This is a genomic window from Achromobacter sp. Root170 (genome assembly GCF_001428165.1).
Lineage (GTDB): Bacteria > Pseudomonadota > Gammaproteobacteria > Burkholderiales > Burkholderiaceae_B > Achromobacter > Achromobacter mucicolens.
On sequence record NZ_LMHN01000015.1, the window covers coordinates 653,675 to 672,964 of the forward strand.

Annotated in this window: 20 protein-coding genes; 9 read left to right on the forward strand and 11 right to left on the reverse strand. The window is 68.0% G+C overall.

All coding sequences use genetic code 11. The annotated features are described in order from the left end of the window. Positions 1–5: 5 nt before the first annotated feature. On the reverse strand, positions 6–1,667 hold the full coding sequence (locus tag ASD87_RS17365) for a hypothetical protein (protein WP_056324145.1): 1,662 nt from the start codon (positions 1,665–1,667) through the stop codon (positions 6–8). A gap of 130 nt (positions 1,668–1,797) precedes the next feature. After that, a complete protein-coding gene (locus tag ASD87_RS17370) occupies positions 1,798–2,445 on the reverse strand; it encodes a TetR/AcrR family transcriptional regulator (RefSeq protein ID WP_056324645.1) in 648 nt (215 codons plus the stop codon). A gap of 161 nt (positions 2,446–2,606) precedes the next feature. On the opposite strand from ASD87_RS17370, the gene ASD87_RS17375 reads away from it, so the two are divergent. Genes ASD87_RS17375 through ASD87_RS17385 form a run of 3 tightly spaced genes read left to right on the forward strand, consistent with a single transcriptional unit; the run spans position 2,607 to position 5,161 of the window. Next, the gene (locus ASD87_RS17375) at positions 2,607–3,818 is read left to right on the forward strand and encodes a Tm-1-like ATP-binding domain-containing protein (protein WP_056324149.1); all 1,212 of its coding nucleotides are present in this window, start codon (positions 2,607–2,609) and stop codon (positions 3,816–3,818) included. Positions 3,819–3,829: 11 nt separating this feature from the next. After that, positions 3,830–4,660, forward strand: a complete 831-nt coding sequence (locus ASD87_RS17380) for a phosphoenolpyruvate hydrolase family protein (RefSeq protein ID WP_056324151.1) — start codon at positions 3,830–3,832, stop codon at positions 4,658–4,660. Between the two features lie 57 nt (positions 4,661–4,717). Then, a complete protein-coding gene (locus ASD87_RS17385; RefSeq protein WP_056324154.1) occupies positions 4,718–5,161 on the forward strand; it encodes an SRPBCC family protein in 444 nt (147 codons plus the stop codon). 25 nt (positions 5,162–5,186) lie between these two features. Here the strand turns inward: ASD87_RS17385 and ASD87_RS17390 are convergent, their stop codons facing one another. Continuing rightward, entirely contained in the window at positions 5,187–6,152 is a 966-nt protein-coding gene (locus tag ASD87_RS17390; protein WP_056324647.1) for a LysR family transcriptional regulator, read from the reverse strand. Between the two features lie 89 nt (positions 6,153–6,241). On the opposite strand from ASD87_RS17390, the gene ASD87_RS17395 reads away from it, so the two are divergent. Together ASD87_RS17395 and ASD87_RS17400 are read left to right on the forward strand one after the other, a co-directional pair. Further along, a complete protein-coding gene (locus ASD87_RS17395) occupies positions 6,242–7,699 on the forward strand; it encodes an amidohydrolase family protein (RefSeq protein ID WP_056324156.1) in 1,458 nt (485 codons plus the stop codon). A 28-nt stretch (positions 7,700–7,727) separates the two neighbouring features. Then, positions 7,728–8,687 (forward strand): tripartite tricarboxylate transporter substrate binding protein BugE, encoded by a 960-nt coding sequence (locus ASD87_RS17400; RefSeq protein WP_056324159.1) that lies wholly within the window; start codon positions 7,728–7,730, stop codon positions 8,685–8,687. Positions 8,688–8,712: 25 nt separating this feature from the next. On the opposite strand, the gene ASD87_RS17405 is transcribed toward ASD87_RS17400, so the two are convergent. Genes ASD87_RS17405 through ASD87_RS17425 form a run of 5 tightly spaced genes read right to left on the reverse strand, consistent with a single transcriptional unit; the run spans position 8,713 to position 13,119 of the window. After that, complete coding sequence (locus ASD87_RS17405; protein ID WP_056324650.1) at positions 8,713–10,089, reverse strand: sulfite reductase subunit alpha; 1,377 nt, start codon at positions 10,087–10,089, stop codon at positions 8,713–8,715. A gap of 6 nt (positions 10,090–10,095) precedes the next feature. After that, the gene (locus ASD87_RS17410) at positions 10,096–11,112 is read right to left on the reverse strand and encodes an FAD:protein FMN transferase (protein ID WP_082586328.1); all 1,017 of its coding nucleotides are present in this window, start codon (positions 11,110–11,112) and stop codon (positions 10,096–10,098) included. 13 nt (positions 11,113–11,125) lie between these two features. Beyond that, positions 11,126–11,926 carry a DUF4198 domain-containing protein gene (locus ASD87_RS17415; protein ID WP_056324160.1) on the reverse strand — a complete coding sequence of 267 codons (801 nt, stop codon included), beginning with the start codon at positions 11,924–11,926 and terminating at the stop codon, positions 11,126–11,128. A 23-nt stretch (positions 11,927–11,949) separates the two neighbouring features. Further along, positions 11,950–12,465, reverse strand: a complete 516-nt coding sequence (locus ASD87_RS17420) for a DUF2271 domain-containing protein (RefSeq protein ID WP_056324163.1) — start codon at positions 12,463–12,465, stop codon at positions 11,950–11,952. 27 nt (positions 12,466–12,492) lie between these two features. Next, positions 12,493–13,119 carry a PepSY-associated TM helix domain-containing protein gene (locus tag ASD87_RS17425; protein WP_056324164.1) on the reverse strand — a complete coding sequence of 209 codons (627 nt, stop codon included), beginning with the start codon at positions 13,117–13,119 and terminating at the stop codon, positions 12,493–12,495. 212 nt (positions 13,120–13,331) lie between these two features. On the opposite strand from ASD87_RS17425, the gene ASD87_RS17430 reads away from it, so the two are divergent. Together ASD87_RS17430 and crcB are read left to right on the forward strand one after the other, a co-directional pair. Then, the gene (locus ASD87_RS17430; protein WP_056324166.1) at positions 13,332–13,886 is read left to right on the forward strand and encodes an HdeD family acid-resistance protein; all 555 of its coding nucleotides are present in this window, start codon (positions 13,332–13,334) and stop codon (positions 13,884–13,886) included. Between the two features lie 5 nt (positions 13,887–13,891). After that, complete coding sequence (crcB, locus tag ASD87_RS17435; RefSeq protein WP_056324169.1) at positions 13,892–14,284, forward strand: fluoride efflux transporter CrcB; 393 nt, start codon at positions 13,892–13,894, stop codon at positions 14,282–14,284. 19 nt (positions 14,285–14,303) lie between these two features. Here crcB and ASD87_RS17440 read toward each other — a convergent pair whose 3' ends face one another. The 3 genes from ASD87_RS17440 to ASD87_RS17450 form a co-directional block, all read right to left on the reverse strand. Then, positions 14,304–15,092 (reverse strand): GntR family transcriptional regulator, encoded by a 789-nt coding sequence (locus ASD87_RS17440; protein ID WP_056324171.1) that lies wholly within the window; start codon positions 15,090–15,092, stop codon positions 14,304–14,306. Between the two features lie 21 nt (positions 15,093–15,113). Continuing rightward, the gene (locus ASD87_RS17445; protein WP_056324173.1) at positions 15,114–16,079 is read right to left on the reverse strand and encodes a tripartite tricarboxylate transporter substrate binding protein; all 966 of its coding nucleotides are present in this window, start codon (positions 16,077–16,079) and stop codon (positions 15,114–15,116) included. An 86-nt stretch (positions 16,080–16,165) separates the two neighbouring features. Then, the gene (locus tag ASD87_RS17450; protein ID WP_056324176.1) at positions 16,166–17,074 is read right to left on the reverse strand and encodes a LysR family transcriptional regulator; all 909 of its coding nucleotides are present in this window, start codon (positions 17,072–17,074) and stop codon (positions 16,166–16,168) included. A gap of 85 nt (positions 17,075–17,159) precedes the next feature. Here ASD87_RS17450 and ASD87_RS17455 point away from each other — a divergent pair, with 85 nt between their 5' ends. Together ASD87_RS17455 and ASD87_RS17460 are read left to right on the forward strand one after the other, a co-directional pair. Beyond that, complete coding sequence (locus ASD87_RS17455; RefSeq protein WP_056324180.1) at positions 17,160–18,005, forward strand: CoA ester lyase; 846 nt, start codon at positions 17,160–17,162, stop codon at positions 18,003–18,005. A 49-nt stretch (positions 18,006–18,054) separates the two neighbouring features. Continuing rightward, positions 18,055–19,284 (forward strand): CaiB/BaiF CoA-transferase family protein, encoded by a 1,230-nt coding sequence (locus ASD87_RS17460; protein ID WP_056324182.1) that lies wholly within the window; start codon positions 18,055–18,057, stop codon positions 19,282–19,284. Positions 19,285–19,290: the final 6 nt, after the last annotated feature.

Sequence of the window (19,290 nt, forward strand, 5' to 3'; positions counted from 1 at the left end):
TCAGATCAGTTTTCGACGGTCACGAACACCGGGTTCGAATAGAACCACAGGTCGTTGTAGTTGCGTGCGTTGATCGCGTTAAAGCGCGCCGCGTTGTCGGCCAGGTCGATCTTGGCGTCCGGCAGCGGTTCGCCCGCAGCGGTTTCGCCGGCCACGTCCACGCCAAGGTTGGTGCCGCGCAGGCGCAGGTACTGGCTCTTGTCGGCGGTGATCGTGGTGGTGATGACGTTGTAGCCTTCGTCGTCCACCTTCCAGTCCGCCTTGGTGAAGCGGGCCAGCACGCGCGTCGTGGGATTGGTGTCGGCGTCGTATTCCGGCGTGCCTGCCTGGGCGCGTTCGGTCACGTCGCCCACGATGAGGTCCACGTGATGCACGGTGGGCTTCACGTAGGTCGGGTTGCCGCTTTCGATCGGGTACTCGTAGTTGTTGCTGTCGGGGCTGCGAAAGCGGATGGTGACTTCCACTTTTTCACCCTTGGCCACCTTCAGCTCGCCGCCCATGTGCGCGGCGCCAGCCAAGCCCTTGGCCTGGAACTCCAGCGCGTCGATCAGGTCGCCGAAGACGCCGAACATGCGGCCGCTCTTCAGGCCGGCCACCACCGCCGCCATGTCGTCACCGTCTTTCCAGACGTGCGTCTTGCTGTATTCGCCGGGCGCGTAGCCGCTGCTGTACAGGCCCGAGGCCGTGCGGAAGTGATAGTCCGAATCCGCCACGTTCCAGATGCGCCGGCCTTCGCCCAGCAGCGCGTCCCACGTGCCGCCCAGGTGCGCGACCAGGTAGTCCGTGCCGCCATAGGTGCGGTTGGGCAGGAAGGGCGTGGTGTACGCGGTGGCGTAACCGCCGCGGTCCGGCTCCATCTGGTTGCCGACCATGCCTTCGATGGCGAAGAAGACGGTGGGCGCCAGGTCGTTCATCTCGCGCAGTTGGGCGATGGTGTACTTGCCCGCGTAACGCGAGGGGTGGTTCAGCAGCATATAGCTGTCGGGGTGCTTGTCGCGCAACCACTTCAGCGCGGCCAGCGCGTCGGCGTGCGTGGTGTAGGCGCGCGTCTGGCCGGACAGGCGCGAGACCAGCAGCGGGTCGAACTTGATCGGATCGCGGTTGGTGAACAGGTATTCGAACTCGGCAACCGCCTCCAGCGACTTGGCCGACTGCGGATCGTTGTAGCCAATGCCGATGTTGACGTGGTCGTGCGTGGGCATGTCCCATTCGAACGACGAGAAGATGATCTTGCCGGCGTAGCGCCCCGCGGCCTGCGCCTGCTTGATGAAGGGCACCTCGTACTGCGCCATGCCTTGCGAAAACGGGATCGAGCCGCCCGGCAGGTTCACGCCCGTATGGTCGCGCGCGGACAGACGCAGGTGATTCGAGATCGCGGCCCAATCCAGCTTGTAGCGGTCGAACGCCTGGTCCAGCGCGCTTTCCAGGCTGACCTGGGCGTCGTCCGACTGGAACGTGTGCACGTGCAGGTCGCCCGTGGACCACGCGCCGGTCTCGACCGGCTTGGGCTGCTCGGCGGGCGGCGTGGGATCCGTCACGACGGGAGGCGCCGGTTCGGGGGTGACTTCGTCATCGTCATCGCTGCCGCCGCAAGCGCTCAACAGGGTCACGCAAGCCAGCGACAAAGGCATGAGGGCTCGCCGCAGGCGGGATACTTCGAACTGCATCTACAACACTCCAACGTCATGGCGGCGTGCAACACGCACTGCCGCGAAGCGCGCCACTATGCGGGCGGGGAATGACGTGGGAATGACAGCGGCGCGCGGAAGGTAGATAGGATCCGCTGTCCGGGCCGGTCTATTTCTTGCCGGCTTTGGCTTCGGCCAAGGCCTGGGTGATGATGGCGTTGGCGGTCCAGCGCACGACGTCGGTGACGCCGGGCAGGTCGAGTTTCCAGATGTCCTTGAGCACCAGGAACACCTCGGTGCCGTACACCAGCGACAGCGCCTGCGCGACGCGCTCCTGTTGTGCCGGCGTCAGGTCGGCGGCAAGCGGGGCGATGGCACGCTTCAGGATGTCGACCCGATGGCCGCGCACCAGCCGGGGCTCGGCGTCGGCTTTGCCGGCGCTGGCTTGCGCGTGCTGTTGCAGCGACACCTGGATGGCGGCGCGCAAGGGCGCTTCGTGGGCCTCCAGCCGCGGATAGGCGAATCGCAGCAGCTCGTCGACACGGGCCGCGGCGTCGGGCGCGTCGGAATTCCAGGCGAGGATGGGGCCCAGGCTCTCGTCCACCACGGCCGCGATCAGCGCGCTCTGGCTGGGGAAATAGCGGTAGGCGGTGGCGCGCGAAACGCGGGCGTGCTCGGCCAGTTCGGCGACGGACGGCGTGACCCCTTGCGCCATCAACTGCTGGGCGGCCTCGAGCAGCGTCTTGCGCATCCGGGCGCGCGGCCCGTGGGGCGGTTCGCCACTGGCGGCCGCCTGCGGGCTGGCCGGGGCGATCAGCTTGGCGCCGCCTGCGGTCGCGTGCCCCTTGCGGACAGGGGAGTCGGATTGACGTGAGACAGGTGTCTCAGTATGATTCTTTCGTCTCATTTCTGGATTCTACAGGCCTTTGGCCTCACATATCGAGGCGCGCACGGAGTGTAGCCGCCCGCGGAGGAGTCATGACGCATACCAAGCAGCGGGTGTTTGTGGCCGCGACCTACGACACCAAGGGCCGCGAGGCCGAATACGTGGTGGATCTGCTCCGGCGCGACGGGCTGGACGTGGTGTCGGTGGACGTCTCGACCTCGGGCGCGCCCAGCGCCGCCGCGGTCTCGGCGCAGGAGATTGCGCGCAGCCATCCGGAGGGCGCCAGCGCGGTCTTTACCGGCGACCGGGGCTCGGCCATCGAGGCCATGGCGTTGGCGTTCGAGCATTATGCGGCCGGCAACGCCGAGATCGGCGCGCTGCTGGGCCTGGGCGGATCGGGCGGCACCGCGCTCATCACGCCCGCGATGCGCGCGCTGCCCATCGGCACGCCCAAGGTGATGGTGTCCACGATGGCCTCGGGCAATGTCGCGCCCTATGTGGGACCGTCCGACATCGCGATGATGTATTCCGTGACCGACGTGGCGGGCCTGAACCGAATCTCGCGCCGCGTGCTGGCCAATGCGGCCGGGGCGATCGGCGGCGCGTTCCGCCAGGCGGCGAATGCGGCCGCCGACGACGGCCGGCCCGCCGTGGGCATCACCATGTTCGGCGTCACCACCGCCTGCGTGCAACAGGTCACGCCGCTGCTGGAATCGCAGTTCGACTGCCTGGTGTTTCATGCCACGGGCACGGGCGGCCAGTCGATGGAAAAGCTGCTGGACAGCCGACTGCTGGCGGGCGTGCTGGACCTGACCACCACCGAAGTCTGCGACCTGCTGTTCGGCGGCGTGCTGGCGTGCACGCAAGACCGTTTCGGCGCCGTCGCGCGCACGGGCGCGCCCTACGTCGGGTCGTGCGGCGCGCTGGACATGGTCAATTTCGGCGCGATGGACACGGTGCCCGAGCGCTACCGCGGCCGGCTGTTCTACCCGCATAACCCGCAGGTCACGCTGATGCGCACGACCGCCGAGGAAAACACCCGGCAGGGCGAATGGATTGCCGACCGGCTGAACCGCTGCGACGGGCCGGTGCGTTTCCTGATCCCCGAGGGCGGCGTGTCCGCGCTGGACGCGCCGGGCCAGGCGTTCTGGGACCCCGAGGCCGATGCCGCGCTGTTTGCCGCGCTTGAAGCCAACCTGCGGCAGACGGCAGACCGCCGGCTGATCCGCGTGCCTTGCCACATCAACGATCCGCTGTTCGCGAAAACGGCGGTCGACCACTTTCTTGAAATTGCCGCACATTAAGGATTGCCGCCATGCCGCGTTTTGACCGTCACGAACTGCTGGACAAGTTTCGCGCCATGGTGCGCGCCCGCACGCCCATCGTGGGCGGGGGCGCGGGCACCGGGCTGTCGGCCAAATGCGAGGAAGCGGGCGGCATCGACCTTATCGTGATCTACAACTCGGGCCGCTACCGCATGGCCGGCCGCGGCTCGCTCGCGGGCCTCCTGGCCTACGGCAACGCCAATGAGATCGTCGTGGACATGGGCCGCGAAGTGCTGCCGGTGGTCAAAAAGACGCCGGTTCTGGCCGGCGTGAACGGCACCGACCCCTTCTGCGATTTCGATGTCTTCCTGGACGACCTGAAGCGCCAGGGCTTTGCCGGCGTGCAGAACTTTCCCACCGTCGGCCTCATCGACGGCAACTTCCGCGCCAATCTTGAAGAGACGGGCATGGGGTACGCGCTGGAAGTGGACATGATCCGCCTGGCGCACCAGAAGGGAATGCTGACGACGCCGTATGTCTTTAACGAGGACGACGCCGTGGCCATGGCCCGCGCGGGCGCGGACATCATCGTGGCGCACATGGGCTTGACCACCGGCGGGTCCATCGGCGCCGAGACTGCCCTGACTCTGGACGATTGCGTGGGCGCCATCGACCGTATCGCCGAGGCCGCGCTGGCCGTGCGCCCGGATATCATCGTGCTTTGCCATGGCGGTCCGATTGCAATGCCCGAGGATGCGGCGTACGTGCTGCGCGCCTGCAAGCATTGCCACGGCTTCTACGGCGCCAGCTCGATGGAGCGTCTGCCGACCGAACAGGCCCTGACGGCCGCCACGCGTGAATTCAAGAACCTGACCTTCTGATCCGCATTGCCGCAGTTTCCCCCTCATTCGACGCGCATCGCGTCCGCCGGAGCCCGTATGCCGCACACCGTACACATCACCGCCATCGTCAACGCGCCGCTGGACAGGGTCTGGCCGTTGTTCCGCGACTTCAATGGTCTGGGGGGCTGGCATCCCGGCGTGGCGCAAAGCCGCCTGGAAGAGGGCGGCCGCCACGACGCCGTGGGCTCGGTGCGGCACCTGACGCTCAAGCCGTCCGGCTTCGTGCGCGAACAGCTGCTGATGCTGGACGATCCCAATACCGCACTGCGGTACTCGATCATCGAAACCGACCTGCCCATGCGCGACTACGTCGCGGGCATATCGCTGCATCCCGTCACCGAGGGGGGCGGCACGCTAGTGCAGTGGTGGGCAGACTTCCGCGTGGAAGGCGCGCGGCTCAGCGATGTGGCCGAGGCCGTGGGACAGAAAGTGTTCGCGGCGGGATTGGCTGCGCTGGAGGAAAAGCTGCGCGGGAAGTGAGGGTGTCAGACACCCATTGGCTCGATTAGTGCTTCTGCCGCCCCGCGGATAGTCGGCGGCAGCCTGGAGGTAGCTGAGCCGTTCGCAGGTAGTCGTGGATGGCCGCGATCAATGCCTGTGCCGCCGGGCTGAGCGGGTAGTCCTTGTTGCGGATGATGCACAGCGTGCGCACCACGGTCGGGCGCGCCAGCAGTGCATAGGCCAGGCCCGGCTCCATCACGCGCTGCGCAGCCAGTGCCGGCAGCAGCGCCACCCCCATTCCCGCTTTGACCAGCGCCGCCTGCGACGTGGTGCTGGACGCTTCGTAGAACGGCGCCGCGGCCTCGATCGGCAGGTCCGCGCGGGCGCGCAGCAGCGCCATGATCCCTGTTTCATCCACCACGCCCACCAGCTTGCGGCCGGCCAGATCGGACCAGCGCATCGCGCCGTCGCGGCCCGGGTGCAGACTGGCGTCGTCCTGCCGGTAGAGCACGCCAAAGCGGTCCTCCAGCAAGGCGTCGAACTGCAGGCCGGGGGCGTCGGCCCAGCGGCTGGTCAGGCCAAAATCGACCTCGCGCGCGGCCACCTTGCGCTGGATGCGGCCGGAGTTGTCGTCGCTGAGATACACGCGCACCGCCGGATATTGCGCGGCGAACACGGCGGCCGCCGGTGCGATGAGTTGCGTGATGGCGGACGGCGCCGCCGCCACGCCTACCCGCCCGCGTTCCAGCGCGCCAAAGCGCACCACGTCCTCGATCACGCCGTCAAAATCGGCCAGCAGCCGCATGACGCGTGGCAGGAATTCCTCGCCGGCCGGGGTCAGCAGCACGCGCCGGCTGGTGCGCGCGAAGAGCTGCGTGCCAAGCGCGTCCTCAAGCTGGCGCACCAGGCTGGTGACGGACGACTGGGTCTGGAACAGGCGCTTTGCGGCGTGCGTGAAACTGGATTCCTGCGCCACCGCGACGAACGCGGTCAGGTGCTTCAACGTGACGTGCTTGGGCAGACGATGCATTTCAAAACGCGATAGATGGATCAATAAAAACAATTTTTCCAGATTGATCGCGCCGACGATACTAGGGCCTTCATCAAGGCAGGAACACCATGCAGGGCACTCTGGATCTGATCATCGAAGGCGGCTGGCTCATCGACGGGCTGGGCGGTCCGCGCCAGCGCGCCGACGTGGGCGTGGCGGGTGAACGCATCGCGGCCATTGGCGACCTGTCGGCAGTCAAGGCCGCCCGGCGCGTGGACGCTGCCGGCAAGATCGTGGCGCCCGGCTTCATCGACGTGCATGGTCATGACGATCTGATGTTCGTGGAAAAGCCGGACCTTGCCTGGAAAACCAGCCAGGGCGTCACGTCGGTGGTGGTGGGCAACTGTGGCGTAAGCGGCGCGCCCGCACCGCTGCCGGGCAATACCGCGGCCGCGCTGGCGCTGCTGGGCGAGACGCCGCTCTTTGCCAGCATGCAGGCCTACTTCGACGAATTGCGCGAGCGCCAGCCGGTGATCAATGTGGCCGCGCTGGTGGGGCACGCGAACCTGCGCCTTGCGGCGATGCGTGACCCGGCGGCGCAACCGACCCCCGCCGAACAGGAATTCATGCAGCGCATGCTGGCCGACGCGCTGGACGCCGGCGCGGTGGGCTTCAGCACCGGCCTGGCCTATCAGCCAGGGGGCGTGGCGCAACCGTCCGAACTGGAAGGTCTGGCGCGCGTGGCGGCGGTACGGGGCGCGATGCACACCAGCCATATCCGCAACGAAGGCGATGCGGTCGAGGCCGCCGTGGACGAGGTGCTGAGCATCGGCCGCAACACCGGCTGCGCCACCGTGCTGTCGCATCACAAGTGCATGATGCCGCGCAATTGGGGCAAAAGCGCCGCCACGCTTGCCAACATCGACCGCGCCCGCGCCGAAGGCGTGGACGTGGCGCTGGACATCTACCCGTATCCCGGCAGCTCGACCATCCTGATCCCCGAGCGCGCCGACACCATCGACGACATTCGCATCACCTGGTCGACCCCGCATCCCGAGTGCAATGGCGAATATCTGAGCGATATCGCGGCGCGCTGGGGGTGCGACAAGACGACGGCGGCCGAACGCTTGTGCCCGGCGGGCGCGATCTATTTCGCAATGGACGAGAACGAAGTGCGCCGCATCTTCCAGCACGAGTGCTGCATGGTGGGCTCCGACGGGCTGCCGAACGACGCGCATCCGCATCCCCGGCTGTGGGGCAGCTTCACGCGCGTCCTGGGCAGGTATGTGCGCGAGGCCCGTCTGGTGACGCTGGAGGCGGCCGTGGCCAAGATGACCGCATTGCCCGCCCGCGTTTTCGGCCTGACGGACCGCGGCCGGATCGCCGTGGGCGCGTGGGCCGACATCGTGGTGTTCGATGCCGAGACGGTGATCGACCGCGCCACGTGGGAAGCGCCCACGCTTGCGTCCGATGGCGTGGCGCATGTGCTGGTCAATGGCACCCCTGTATATCCGGCCGCGGCGAACATGCCGCGGCCCGGCCGCATCCTTCGCCGCGATCCGGCCGCGGCGCAACCCCTTTCATAACAACAGCCGTTCCAGGAGATCCACCATCATGTTCCGCAAGACTTGCGCCGCCCTGGCGCTGGCCGCCGCGCTGCCGGCCGCCCACGCTGCCTTTCCCGATCGTCCGATCACCCTGATCGTGCCGTTCCCGGCCGGCGGCCCCACGGATATCGTCGGCCGCGTGGCCGCCGCCAAGGCGGGCGAGATCCTGGGCCAGCAGATCGTGGTCGAAAACCGCACCGGCGCGTCCGGCACCATCGGCATGACCGCCACGGCGCGCGCCAAGCCGGACGGCTACACCGTGGGGCTGGCCACCGTCAGCACGCACGGCACGGCGCCGCACCTGTTTCCCAACCTGGCCTATGACCCGGTCAAGGACTTCACGCCCATCAGCAACCTGGTGACCAGCCCCAACATCCTCAGCGTGAATCCGAATTTTCCGGCCAAGACGCTGGCCGAATTCGTGACTCACGTGCGCGCCAATCCCGGCAAGGACGGCTACGCCAATGCGGGCGCGGGCGGCGTGAACGACCTGGGCATGATCTGGTTCCTGCAGATCATCGGCGGCAAGATGAACAGCATTTCGTACCGCGGTTCGGCGCCTGCGCTGACCGACACGGTGGGCGGCGTGGTGCCGGTGATCTTCGACAATTTCCCGTCGTCGCTGCCCTACGTCAAGAGCAATCACCTTAAGGCGCTGGCGATCACCGGCACGGCGCGCAACCCGCGCCTGCCGGACGTGCCGACCTTTGCCGAGCAGGGCTACAAGGATTACGACGTGACGGCGTGGTACGGCGTGGTGGGTCCGGCCAACATGCCGGCCGACGTGCGCGACAAGCTGGCCGATGCCTTTGCCCGCGCGGTGCGCGACCCGGCGACCGCCGCAAAGATGGAAGAGACGGGCGCGTTTCCGCTGGGCAATACGCCGGCGCAGTTTGGCGAGCAGATCAGCACCGAACGCGATCGCTGGAAGACGGTGATCGACCGCGCGCAGATCAAGCTGCAGTAACCGGTCCGGGCAACCCGGCGCGCGTTCAGTACACGTCGCGCCGGTAGTCCCCGGCATGCTGCAGCGCCTGCAGGCGGTCCTCGCCAAGGATCTCGCGCAGCGCGGCATCCACGCCGCCCGCCATGCCTTGCAGGCTGCCGCAGACGTACACGGCGGCCCCTGCGTTCACCCAGTCGCGCAGGGCGCCGGCCTGTTCGCGCAGGCAATGCTGCACGTAGCGGCGTTCGGCCTGGTCGCGCGAAAACACCCAATCCACGCGCGCCAACGTGCCGTCTTGCCGCCACGCGTCGATTTCGTCGCCGCAGAACCGGTCGTAGGCGGCATTGCGCTCGCCAAAAACCAGCCAATTGCGAAGGTGGCCGGCCGCGCGGCGCGCCTTGATGAGCGCGCGCAGGCCGGCCAGGCCCGTGCCATTGCCAATCAGGATCAGCGGGCGGCCGTCCTCGGCCGGATGGAAATTGCGGTTGGCGCGCACGCGCAGCGCGATGTCGTCGCCGGGCTGCGCAATGTGCGTGAGCCAACCGCTGCCCAGCCCCAGCGTGCCGTCCGCGCCGCGCATCTGGCGCACCAGCAGTTCGATGGCGCCGTCAGCGGGCAACGAAGCGATGGAGTATTCGCGATGCGCCTGCAATTCGCCGCCGCGTTCGCGCCGGGGGCCGATCTCGGCGATGTCGCCCGCCTGCCATGCCGCGGGGCTGCCGGCAGGCGGCGTCAGCGTCAGCAGGTAGCAGGGGCCGCCCCGGCTATCGGGATTGAGCAACGTCCGGCCGGCCAGGCGCCAGGTGTCGTAGACCGGCGCTTCCCAGTCGGGCAGGTCGCTGCGGCCCGCCAGCAAGCCCAGGTGATGCTGCCAATGACGCAGCGCGGCCGCGTCGTCGTTGTCCACCTCGACCAGGTCGAAGAGCGGCGCCGCGCCGTGCGCGTGCAGCCAGTCGTCCAGACGGTGGCCGAAACCGCAGAACTGCGCGTATTCACTGTCGCCCAGCGCCAGCACGGCGTAATGCGCGCCCGCCAGCGCGGCGCCGTGCGGCGTGGCTTGCATCATGCCGGCAAAGGCCGCCGCGGCGTCGGGCGGATCGCCTTCGCCGTACGTGCTGACGACAAACAGCATGCGCCGGTACGCCGCCAGCCGTGCAATATCCAATTGGTCCAGCGAGGCGACGCGCACGGTCAGGCCGCCGGCGCGCAGCGATTCCGCGGTCTGCGTGGCCAGGGACTCGGCATAGCCGGTCTGGCTGGCATAGGCGACCAGCAGGGCGTCTTCGGGCGCGGGGGCGCCAAGGGCCTGCAGCGCCAGCGCATGTTGCGCGTCTTGGCGGCGGGCGCGCCGCCAGGCCCACAGGCACAGCAGTAGCCAAGCCAGCACCACGCACGCCGCTGCAATCAACCGGGTATGAGGCATCAGCATTCAGGGCGCAAGGGCCAGAGCCTCGAACTGCGGCGTGGCCACGACGCGCCAGGCGTCATCCCCGCGCAGAATGAAAAGCGCCGCGAGACCATGGCGGCGCGCGTAGGCCAGCCCGTCGGTGTCGCCCAGCACCGTCAGCACGGTGGCCAGCGCGTCGGCCTGCATGCAGACAGGATGCAGCACCGTCACGGACGCCACCGCATTGCGCACCGGCCGGCCGGTGCGCGGGTCGATGGTATGGGCGTAGCGCGCATCGCCGTCGCCCGCGTGGCGCCGGTAGTCGCCGGACGTTGCGATGCTGCAGTTCTCAAGCGGCAAGGCCAGCGCATGGTCGTCGCTGGCGTCGGGCACCTCGATGGCCACGCGCCAAGGCTGTCCGTCGGGGCGTTTGCCGCGCGCGCGCAATTCGCCGCCGACTTCGACCAGGTAATCGGTGATGCCCAGGGCATCGAGCGCCATCGCCGCGCGGTCCACGCCGAAGCCCTTGGCGATGGACGACAGGTCCAGATACACGCCGCCGGGCTGCCACGCCGCGCCGCGGTCTTCGTCCAGCGGCACACGTTGCCAGCCGCAGCGGCCGCGCGCCGCCTGGATGGCGGCGGGCGAGGGCGGTTCGAAGGCGCGCTGGTGCGGACCGAAGCCCCACGCATTGACCAGCGGCCCCACGGTGGGATCGTAGGCGCCGCCGCTGTCTTGGGCCAGCATCAGCGCATGGCGCAGCACATGGAAGAATTCGGCCGGCAGCGTCTGCCAGCCAGGCGCGGCGCGGTTGTAGCGGCTGATGTGGGAGTCCGCCTCCCATGTGCTCATCTGCGCGACCACTTCGTCCAGCGCGGCCTGGATGGCCTGCCGCGCCGCCGCGTCGGCCACGCCCGCGGGCAACGCCATGCGCGCGGACCACGTGGTGCCCATGGTGGCGCCGGCCAATGCGGCCGGGCGCGCGGGCATCGCGCCATAGGCGATGCGAACGGCGGGCGCCGCCGCGCCGCGCGGCGCATAGGAAGGGGCATTGGCCACGCGCGCCGCTGCCTTACGGTTGCAGCACTTCGACGGTGCCCGCGTACGACAGGCGGCGCTTCTTGGCCTGCGGCACGGTGACCTTGGCGTCTTCCATGCCGGCTTCGATCCAGTACAGGCCGGGCTGCGGCCACTTGATCGAGAACTTGCCGTCCTTGCCGGTCTTGACCGCGATCTCGCCGACCTTGTCGCGATAGCGGCTGCCGCCGGGCACGACGGTCACGTCCAGGTCCGCGGCGGGCTGGCCGTCCAGCAGCATCTGGAACGTGGCGGCCTCGTCCGTGAAAAGGTCGTTGGGGTGCGTCACCGGCGCCAGCTCCAGGCCGCGGCCCACGGGCTTGACTGGCGACGGCTTGCCCGCGGTCACGAAGGTTTCGACGCGGCCCAGGCTTTGCGACACTTCAAGCTCATCGGCCTTGGCCGGAACGGCCTGCGCCAGTCCATCGGCCTTGCCGAAATAGCGCTTGTTCTTGCCGTCTTCCTTCCAGCGCGCGAACACGCCGTCGTTGACCACGGCCACGCGGTAGGTGCCGGCCTGCTTGAGCTGCAGATCGAAGGTGCTGCGCAGCTTGCCGCGGTTGATGTTCTCGGCTTCGGCGGCATTGCCGTCCGGCGCGGTCACGGTCAGGCCGTCCAGGCGCAGCGGCGCGTGATTGAAGTAGAACTTGTCGTTGCCGACCGCGGCGTCCACGGTGATCCAGCTATCGGTGCCCGACAGCACGGTGGAGGACGGCACGATCCAGACGTCATGCGCGTGGGCGGCAAAGGGCAGGCACAGCGCCAGCGCGGCGGCCAGTTTGGCGGCGGTTTTCATCGTTGCGTTCCTTTAGGACGGGGTCAGGGTTTGAGGTCGAGCGCGATGGCGCCCAGTTCGTGTTCGCCGCGCGCGGCCAGTTGCTCGGCCTTTTGCGGCGGCCACTGGAAGGGGATGCGCACCAGTTCGCGGCCGCCCACTTCGCGAGCGGCTTCGACCACCACGGCGTACTGTCCCGGCTTGAGCTGCGCCAGGGGCTTGCTGGCCGCATCAAAGGACAGCGCGTGCTTGCCCACGGGCTTGGTCGCGCCGCTGACGCCGTCCACCGGGAACTGCTGGTTGCGGCCGCTGCGGCGCCACCACTGGCGCATGTCCTTGAGCCATTCGGTGCCTTCGTTGTTTTTCTTGGCCACGTCGTACCAGACCGCCAGGTCGGCCGCCACGCTCTGGTCGGGGTTCTCGATCCAGATCGCCACGTAAGGGCGGTGGTATTCGGCCACGTCCAGACGCGGCACCTCGATGGAAAGGCCGATGTCTGCCGCGTGGGCCGTTCGGGCGATCAGGCCGGCGAGCAGCGCCGGCAACAGCAACTTGCGCATGGAAATCTCCAGGGCGTATCGATGGAATCAATGGATGAAAAGCAGCGCCAGCACCAGCGGAATCACGAGACCCAGGCCCACCATCGGCCAGGTCGCGCTGCGGTTGCCGGCGTGCATCTTGAGCAGCACCAGCCCGGTGAGCGAAAACACCAGACAGGCGACGGCAAAGATGTCCAGGAACCAGCTCCAGGCAAGGCCCGTGTTGCGGCCCTTGTGCAGGTCGTTCAGGTACGAGATCCAGCCGCGGTCGGTGCGCTCATATTCCACGTCGCCGCTCGCGCGGTCGATGGACAGCCAAGCATCGCCGCCCGCGCGGGGCAGCGACAGATAGACCTCGCCGGCGGACCATTCGGCGGGCCTGCCGGCCGTCGAGGCGTCCAGCGCGTCGTCCAGCCAGGCGGCGACGGCGGGGGGCAGGGGCGCCTTTTTTTGCGTGGGCGTGGCGGCAAGCTGCTGGAGCTGGGCGTCGGGAAGGCGGACCTCGCGGCTGGTCACCACGGCCTTCGATTCGATGTGCGACGCGTTGTTCAGGGTCAGCCCCGTCACTGCGAAGAGCAGCATCGCCACCATGCACAGCGCAGCGCTGATCCAGTGCCACTGATGCAGGGTCTTGAGCCAGTAGGCGCGGCGTCGGGGAGCGGGTTGGGTGTCCATGGAATATGAGGCGGGAAGCGGGCGGATTCTAACATTTAATGAGAATTACTCTTAAAAAAGCCCGGCGTTTGCGCTCGCGAAAATTTCAATCGATTTCGGCCGGAAACGCGCGCCGCGCCGAGTCTGAACAACAGCTGAATGCGGGCCGCCGGGTGCGCGCGCTGCCCGGCGGGGCTAAGATAGGCCACCCTTTGCAAACACCGGAGGTCGTCATGCTGCAACAGCAAGTCGTGGATCAAATCGGTCGTCATTGGGGGTGGGTGGCGCTTCGCGGCGTCGTCGCCATCCTGTTCGGGTTCATGGCCATGTTCATGCCGGCCATCACCTTGTCGGCGCTGGTGCTGGTGTGGGGCGCCTTTGCGCTGGTAGACGGCGTGCTGGCGCTGATCGCGGGATTGCGCATCCGGGACAACGGCAAGCCGTTGTGGGCGCTGATCGTCGTGGGCCTGCTGGGCGTGGCGGCCGGCATCGTCACCTTTCTGTGGCCGGGCCTTACCGCGCTGATCCTGCTCTACATCATCGCCATCTGGGCGATCGTGGCGGGCGTGTTCCAGATCATCGCCGCCGTGCGCTTTCGCAAGGCCATCCGCAACGAATGGCTGCTGGGCCTGGCCGGGCTGGTGTCGGTGATCTTCGGCGCCATGCTGATCATGCAGCCGGGCGCCGGCGCGCTGGCGCTGGTGTGGGTGATCGGCATCTACGCCGTGTTCTTCGGCATACTGCTGCTGGTCTTTTCCCTGCGTCTCAAACAACACGGCATCGCCTGAACTCCATGTCCGCTTATCAAACGCTGGTTCCCCTGAATTTCCTGGCCGTGGGCCTGGGCGCCATGTTGGGCGCGTGGGCCCGCTGGCTGATGGGCCTGTGGCTCAATGCCGGCTCCTGGCCGTGGGGCACGATGGCGGTGAATCTTGCGGGCGGCTACCTGGTGGGCGTGGCGCTGGCGCTGGTGGCCGGGCACCCGGAATGGCCGGCCTGGGTGCGGCTGGGGGCCATCACGGGTTTCATGGGCGGGCTGACCACGTTCTCGACCTTTTCGGCGGAAACCGTGGCGATGCTGGAACGCGGGGCGTACGTCAGCGCGCTGAGCTACGCCGGATTCAGCCTGGCCGGGTCGCTGGCGCTGACGGCGGCGGGTCTGGCCACGGTCAGCCTGCTGCGCTAGCCGGCACCACCTGCGGCGCTCAGGCGCCGTCCGGGGGCGTGGTGACGGGCGCGGGTAGCCACGTGGGCTGGCCGGGCATGTCGTGCGCCTGCATGTCCATGCGGTATTCGTAGCGGTCCGGCCGATAGCGGGCATGCAGCCATTCCACCGGCCGGCCGGACGCATCGCGCACCACGCGATGCAGGCTGAGCAAAGCCGACCCCACCGGCACGTCCAGAAGCTCGGCAACGCCGGGCTCGGCCAGCACGGCCGAAATCGATTGCTCGGCCCGCGCCACGTGCACGCCCAGATCGCGGAAGATGGCGAGCAGGGGTTTGGCGCCCAGGTCCTTGCGGCGGATGCGCCGGCCGATGTCGTCCGGCACGAACGTGGTCAGGTACGAGAACGGCTGTCCTTCGTGGCTGCGCACGCGCACGGCGCGCTGCACAAGCGCGCCCGGCGGCAGTTCCAGGCGCGCGGCCACCAGCGGCGTGGCCGGCGCGGTGTCCAGTTCCAAAAGGCGCACCTGGGTGTGCATGCCCATGCGGGCCAGGTGTGCCATCAGCGCGTCGATGCCCGCGCCGTGCTGCGGCGCCCCAAACGTGGCGGGCGCGACGGCAAAGGTGCCGCGCCCCTGGCGCCGCTCGATCAGGCCATCGGACGCCAGCGCGTCGAGCGAGCGCCGGATCGTCAGGCGCGACACGCCGAACTCGGCGGCCAGCGCGTTTTCGCCCGGCATGGCGCTGTCCGTGGCGAATCCGCCCGCTTCCAGCCGTTGCTTCAGCAGCAGATAGACCTTGTGATAAAGCGGCAAGGGGCTGGCGGGCACGATGGGGCTCCTGGTTGGGGTTCAGTCGACGGTCGCGCCGGTGAACTTGACGATCTCGGCGTAGCGCGCGATGTCCTGGCGCACGAATTCGTTCAGTTCCTGCGGGCTGCTGCTCACGGCGGTGGCGGCCTCGCCTTCAAGCAGTTTGCGGAACGACGGCGTATCGACGGCCTTGCGCGCGGCCGCGTTCAGCGCCGCCAGCTTGTCGGCCGGGAGCTTCGCGGGACCGAAGAGCGCGAACCACGCGTTCGATTCGAAACCCGTGATGGTATCGCCGATGGGCGGCACGCCGGGAAACTGCGGCAGCGGCTTCGGGCTGGATACCCCCAACGCGCGCAATGCGCCGCTCTTGATGTGCGGCAGCGCATTGAGCGAACTGGCGAACATCATGTCCACTTGCCCGCCCAAGAGGTCGGTGATGGCGGGCGCTGTGCCCTTGTACGGCACGTTCAGGATGTCCAGGCCCGCCATCATCTTCATGCGCTCGCCGGCCATGTGCAGAGAGGATCCGATCGCGCCCAGCGCCATCGTGTACTTGCCGGGGCTAGCCTTCACCAGCGTGACGAACTCCGGCATGGTGCGCGCCGGGAAGTCCTTGCGCACGACCAGCACGCTGGGCACGTTGGCCAGCATGCTGATGGGCGTGAAATCGGCCTCGGGGTCGAAGGGCAGGTTCCGGTAGAGCGTCGCGTTGATGGAGAAGCTGGTGAACGTGACCAGCAAGGTGTTCCCGTCGGGATTGCTCTTGGCCACGTAGTCCGCGGCGATGTTGCCGCCTGCGCCCGGTTTGTTTTCGACCACCACGGGGCGTTTCAGGTCCAGCGCCATGTGCTGCGCGATGCTGCGCGCCACGGTGTCGGTGGTGCCGCCCGGCGGCGCGCCCACCACCAGCCTGATGGCGTCGTTCTGGGCAAGGGCGGGGGCTAGCGGCATGGCGCATGCGGCCAATAGCGCGCAGCCCGCGGCGATTCGATGCAGTCCCGGCATGAGTTGTCTCCTGATATGTTGTATTGAGGACAATACAAGTATAGGAAGACTGCCCGAGGCGCGCCAGCGCGTTTGCCCTACCTGCGTCATTGCTGCCGCGTTGCCGCGTTGCCCGTTCCTGGCGCCTTGGCGTATTCCATGATGGCAATGTCCCGGAAAGCCTGGATCAGCGCCAGGCGCGGCGACACGCGCGACCAGATCAGGCCAAAGCGGCGCGGCTCGCAGTGCTCGGGCAGCGGCAGCGCCAAAAGGCCCAGCCGTTCGATCGTGCCATTGGTGGATTGGGGCAGGATCGCCACGCCAAGATCCCGGCTCACCATGACCGCGATCGATTCGATCGCGTTCAGCTCGAACCGGTCGCGCGGCGTGATGCCGACGCGGCGCAGATAGTCATCGACATGGCGTCCGCTCCAGTCGCTGCGCTGGTAGCGGATGAACGGCTCCGCGGTCAGCAGGCTGTGCGGGTGCCGCCCGGCATGGCGCGGGGCGGCCGCCAGCACATAGGGTTCTTCGCGCAGCAATTGCCAGCCCAGGCTCTTGGACAGGGGGTAGGGGGCCTCCAGCGCGATGGCGGCGTCCAGCTCGCCGCTTTCGATGGCCGGATAGAAGCGGGCGGAATGCCCGGGCTGGATCTCCACGCTGATGAGCGGGTGGCGTCCGACCAGGTGTTCCAGAATGGCCGGCACCATGGAGTTCAGCGCCGTGTTGCCGGCGCCCAGCCGAAGCTCGCCCATCATCTCGCCGGACCGCGCCAGATACCGGATCTTTTCGATCCGCTCCAGGACCTCGCGCATCGGTCCGATCAGCTCGATCGCCTTGGCTGTCAGGTGCACGGTGCGCCCGGCGCGCGCGACCAGCGGCACCCCCAGCTCCTGTTCCAGCTTGCGCACCTGCTGCGCCACGGCGCCGTGCGTCAAGCCAAGGCGGCGCGCGGCTTCGGCCATGGAGCCGTGCTGGGCGACGGCGGATAGCGTGTGCAGGAAGTCGGTATTCATGATGATAGGAATTCTATCTTTTTATCGTATGCCCGCTTTCCCCTGGCAAGCGCCCGCGCGATCACAATGCGCCCAGGAGACCACAATGAGAAGCAAGCTTTTTGTGCCGGCGTCGCGCCCGGAACTATTCGACAAAGCCCTGGCCAGCGAAGCAGATGCGCTGTCTTTCGATCTGGAAGACGCCGTCGCGCCCTCGCGCAAGCCGGCGGCGCGCCAAGCGCTGGCCGACTGGCTGGCCTCGCCGGCCTTCCGGGCGGCGCAATCGGAACATCCCAAGAAAATTATCGTCCGCGTCAATGCGGCGGACACGTCGTATTTCCCCGAAGACGTGGATGCACTGGGCGGCTTGCCGATCGACATGGTGAATCTGCCCAAGGTCGAGTCCGCCGATGCGCTCCGCGAGGCCGCTGCGCGCGCCGCGCAGGCCGGCTTCGAGGGCGAATTGCTGGTCACCGTGGAAACGCCGCAGGCGCTGGCGCGTGCGGCCGAGTTGGCAGCGGCGCATCCGCGCGTTGCCGGTCTGCAACTGGGGCTGGCCGATCTGTTCGAACCGTTGGGCATCGACCGCTACCAGCCCGAAACGCTGCGCGCGGTGATGCTGGCGTTGCGCCTTGGCGCCGGCTGCGCGGGCAAGTACGCCATGGACGCCGCCTACGCCCGGGTGCGCGATGGCGAAGGCTTTCGCGCCGAGGCGCAACTGGCGCGATCCCTCGGTTTCCTGGGCAAATCCTGCGTGCATCCCAGCCAGGTCGCCATCGCCAACGAGGTGTTCGGCTTCAGCGCCGAAGAGATCGGCGCGGCCGAACGCATCGTTGCGGCGAGCGAGGCCCAGGCGGGCGTGGGTGCCTTTCTGCTGGACGGAAAGATGATCGACGCGCCTTTCGTGCGCCGCGCCCGCGACGTGTTGCTGGCGGCCGGGCGGGCCGCCTGAACCGGTCTGCGCGACGCGCGGCCGAGCCATTTATCGGATGAATTGCATGATGGAATTTGAAACCCCGGGTCAACTGCCGCTGGCCGGCGTCAAGGTCCTGGATTTGAGCGCCTACATCGCGGGCCCCTACGGTTGCGCGCTGCTGGGCGACATGGGCGCGGACGTCATCAAGGTCGAGCCGCCCGAAGGCGACAATCTGCGCAAGTACCCGTCGACGCTGCCGGCCGAGAGCCGGGCGTTTCTGGGCATCAACCGCAACAAGCGCGGCCTGTGCCTGAACCTGAAGGACCCGGCAGGCTACGAGGTGCTGGTCAGGCTGGTGCGCGAGGCCGACGTGCTCGTCCATAACTTCCGGCCCGGCGTTCCGGAACGTCTGCGCATCGACTTCGCGACGCTGGCCGCCATCAACCCGCGCCTGATCTACTGCGCGATGACGGGCTATGGCGCGGCCGGTCCGATGGCGCGCCACGCCGGCTACGACCAGGTGCTGCAGTCCATGACGGGGATGTGCGCGGCGCAAGCCAAGCCTGACGGCCCGCCGGAAGTGCTGTACGGATCGGTGGTCGACTACTACGGCGCCGCGCTGATCTCCAATAGTGTGTCCGCCGCGCTCTATCAGCGCGAGAAAACCGGGCGGGGTCAGGCCATCGAAGTGTCGCTGCTGGGCAGCGCGCTGGCGATGCAATCGGCCCGTCTGGTGTGGGCCGAGGGCGAACCGCGCCACATCGAACGCGACATGCGCTCGGGCGGGATCACGGGCATCCATCCCACGCGCGAAGGCCATCTCTACATCTCGGCCAATACGCCGCACTTCTGGCGCGCGCTGTGCGGCCATCTGGACCTGCCCGATCTGGCCGACCATCCCGATTACGACACGGTGAAAAAGCGCGCCGCGCAAGCCGCGGTGCTGGTGCCGCTGGTGCGCCAGGCCTTGGCGCGGGCGTCGGCACGCGAATGGGCTGAGCGCTTTGGCCAGAGCGTTCCCTGCGCGGAGGTCCGGCCCGTTGAAGATATGTTCGACCACCCGCAGGTGGAGGCGATGGGATTCATGCGCCCCTATCGCAGCGAGCAGGCGGGCAACTATCTCGGGCTGGCGCAATGGGCGCACTTCGGCGGCGCCGTGCAGGATGGCGCGCAAGCAGCCGCCCATGAAGCCGGACAAGACGCCGCCCGACGCGCCGCGCCGGCGTTGGGCGAGCACAGCCGCACAATTCTGTCCGCCCTGGGATACACCGCGGACGAAATCGACCACTTGCTGCACGCCTCCGTGGTGCAATAAGCCGTA

Excerpts from the sequence above, each read along its gene's own strand:
- ASD87_RS17365 (WP_056324145.1), bottom strand. The coding sequence starts at position 1,667 with ATGCAGTTCGAAGTATCCCGCCTGCGGCGAGCCCTCATGCCTTTGTCG.
- ASD87_RS17375 (WP_056324149.1), top strand. The coding sequence starts at position 2,607 with ATGACGCATACCAAGCAGCGGGTGTTTGTGGCCGCGACCTACGACACC.
- ASD87_RS17380 (WP_056324151.1), top strand. The coding sequence starts at position 3,830 with ATGCCGCGTTTTGACCGTCACGAACTGCTGGACAAGTTTCGCGCCATG.
- ASD87_RS17385 (WP_056324154.1), top strand. The coding sequence starts at position 4,718 with ATGCCGCACACCGTACACATCACCGCCATCGTCAACGCGCCGCTGGAC.
- ASD87_RS17390 (WP_056324647.1), bottom strand. The coding sequence starts at position 6,152 with ATGCATCGTCTGCCCAAGCACGTCACGTTGAAGCACCTGACCGCGTTC.
- ASD87_RS17395 (WP_056324156.1), top strand. The coding sequence starts at position 6,242 with ATGCAGGGCACTCTGGATCTGATCATCGAAGGCGGCTGGCTCATCGAC.
- ASD87_RS17400 (WP_056324159.1), top strand. The coding sequence starts at position 7,728 with ATGTTCCGCAAGACTTGCGCCGCCCTGGCGCTGGCCGCCGCGCTGCCG.
- ASD87_RS17405 (WP_056324650.1), bottom strand. The coding sequence starts at position 10,089 with ATGCCTCATACCCGGTTGATTGCAGCGGCGTGCGTGGTGCTGGCTTGG.
- ASD87_RS17415 (WP_056324160.1), bottom strand. The coding sequence starts at position 11,926 with ATGAAAACCGCCGCCAAACTGGCCGCCGCGCTGGCGCTGTGCCTGCCC.
- ASD87_RS17420 (WP_056324163.1), bottom strand. The coding sequence starts at position 12,465 with ATGCGCAAGTTGCTGTTGCCGGCGCTGCTCGCCGGCCTGATCGCCCGA.
- ASD87_RS17425 (WP_056324164.1), bottom strand. The coding sequence starts at position 13,119 with ATGGACACCCAACCCGCTCCCCGACGCCGCGCCTACTGGCTCAAGACC.
- ASD87_RS17430 (WP_056324166.1), top strand. The coding sequence starts at position 13,332 with ATGCTGCAACAGCAAGTCGTGGATCAAATCGGTCGTCATTGGGGGTGG.
- crcB (WP_056324169.1), top strand. The coding sequence starts at position 13,892 with ATGTCCGCTTATCAAACGCTGGTTCCCCTGAATTTCCTGGCCGTGGGC.
- ASD87_RS17445 (WP_056324173.1), bottom strand. The coding sequence starts at position 16,079 with ATGCCGGGACTGCATCGAATCGCCGCGGGCTGCGCGCTATTGGCCGCA.
- ASD87_RS17450 (WP_056324176.1), bottom strand. The coding sequence starts at position 17,074 with ATGAATACCGACTTCCTGCACACGCTATCCGCCGTCGCCCAGCACGGC.
- ASD87_RS17455 (WP_056324180.1), top strand. The coding sequence starts at position 17,160 with ATGAGAAGCAAGCTTTTTGTGCCGGCGTCGCGCCCGGAACTATTCGAC.
- ASD87_RS17460 (WP_056324182.1), top strand. The coding sequence starts at position 18,055 with ATGGAATTTGAAACCCCGGGTCAACTGCCGCTGGCCGGCGTCAAGGTC.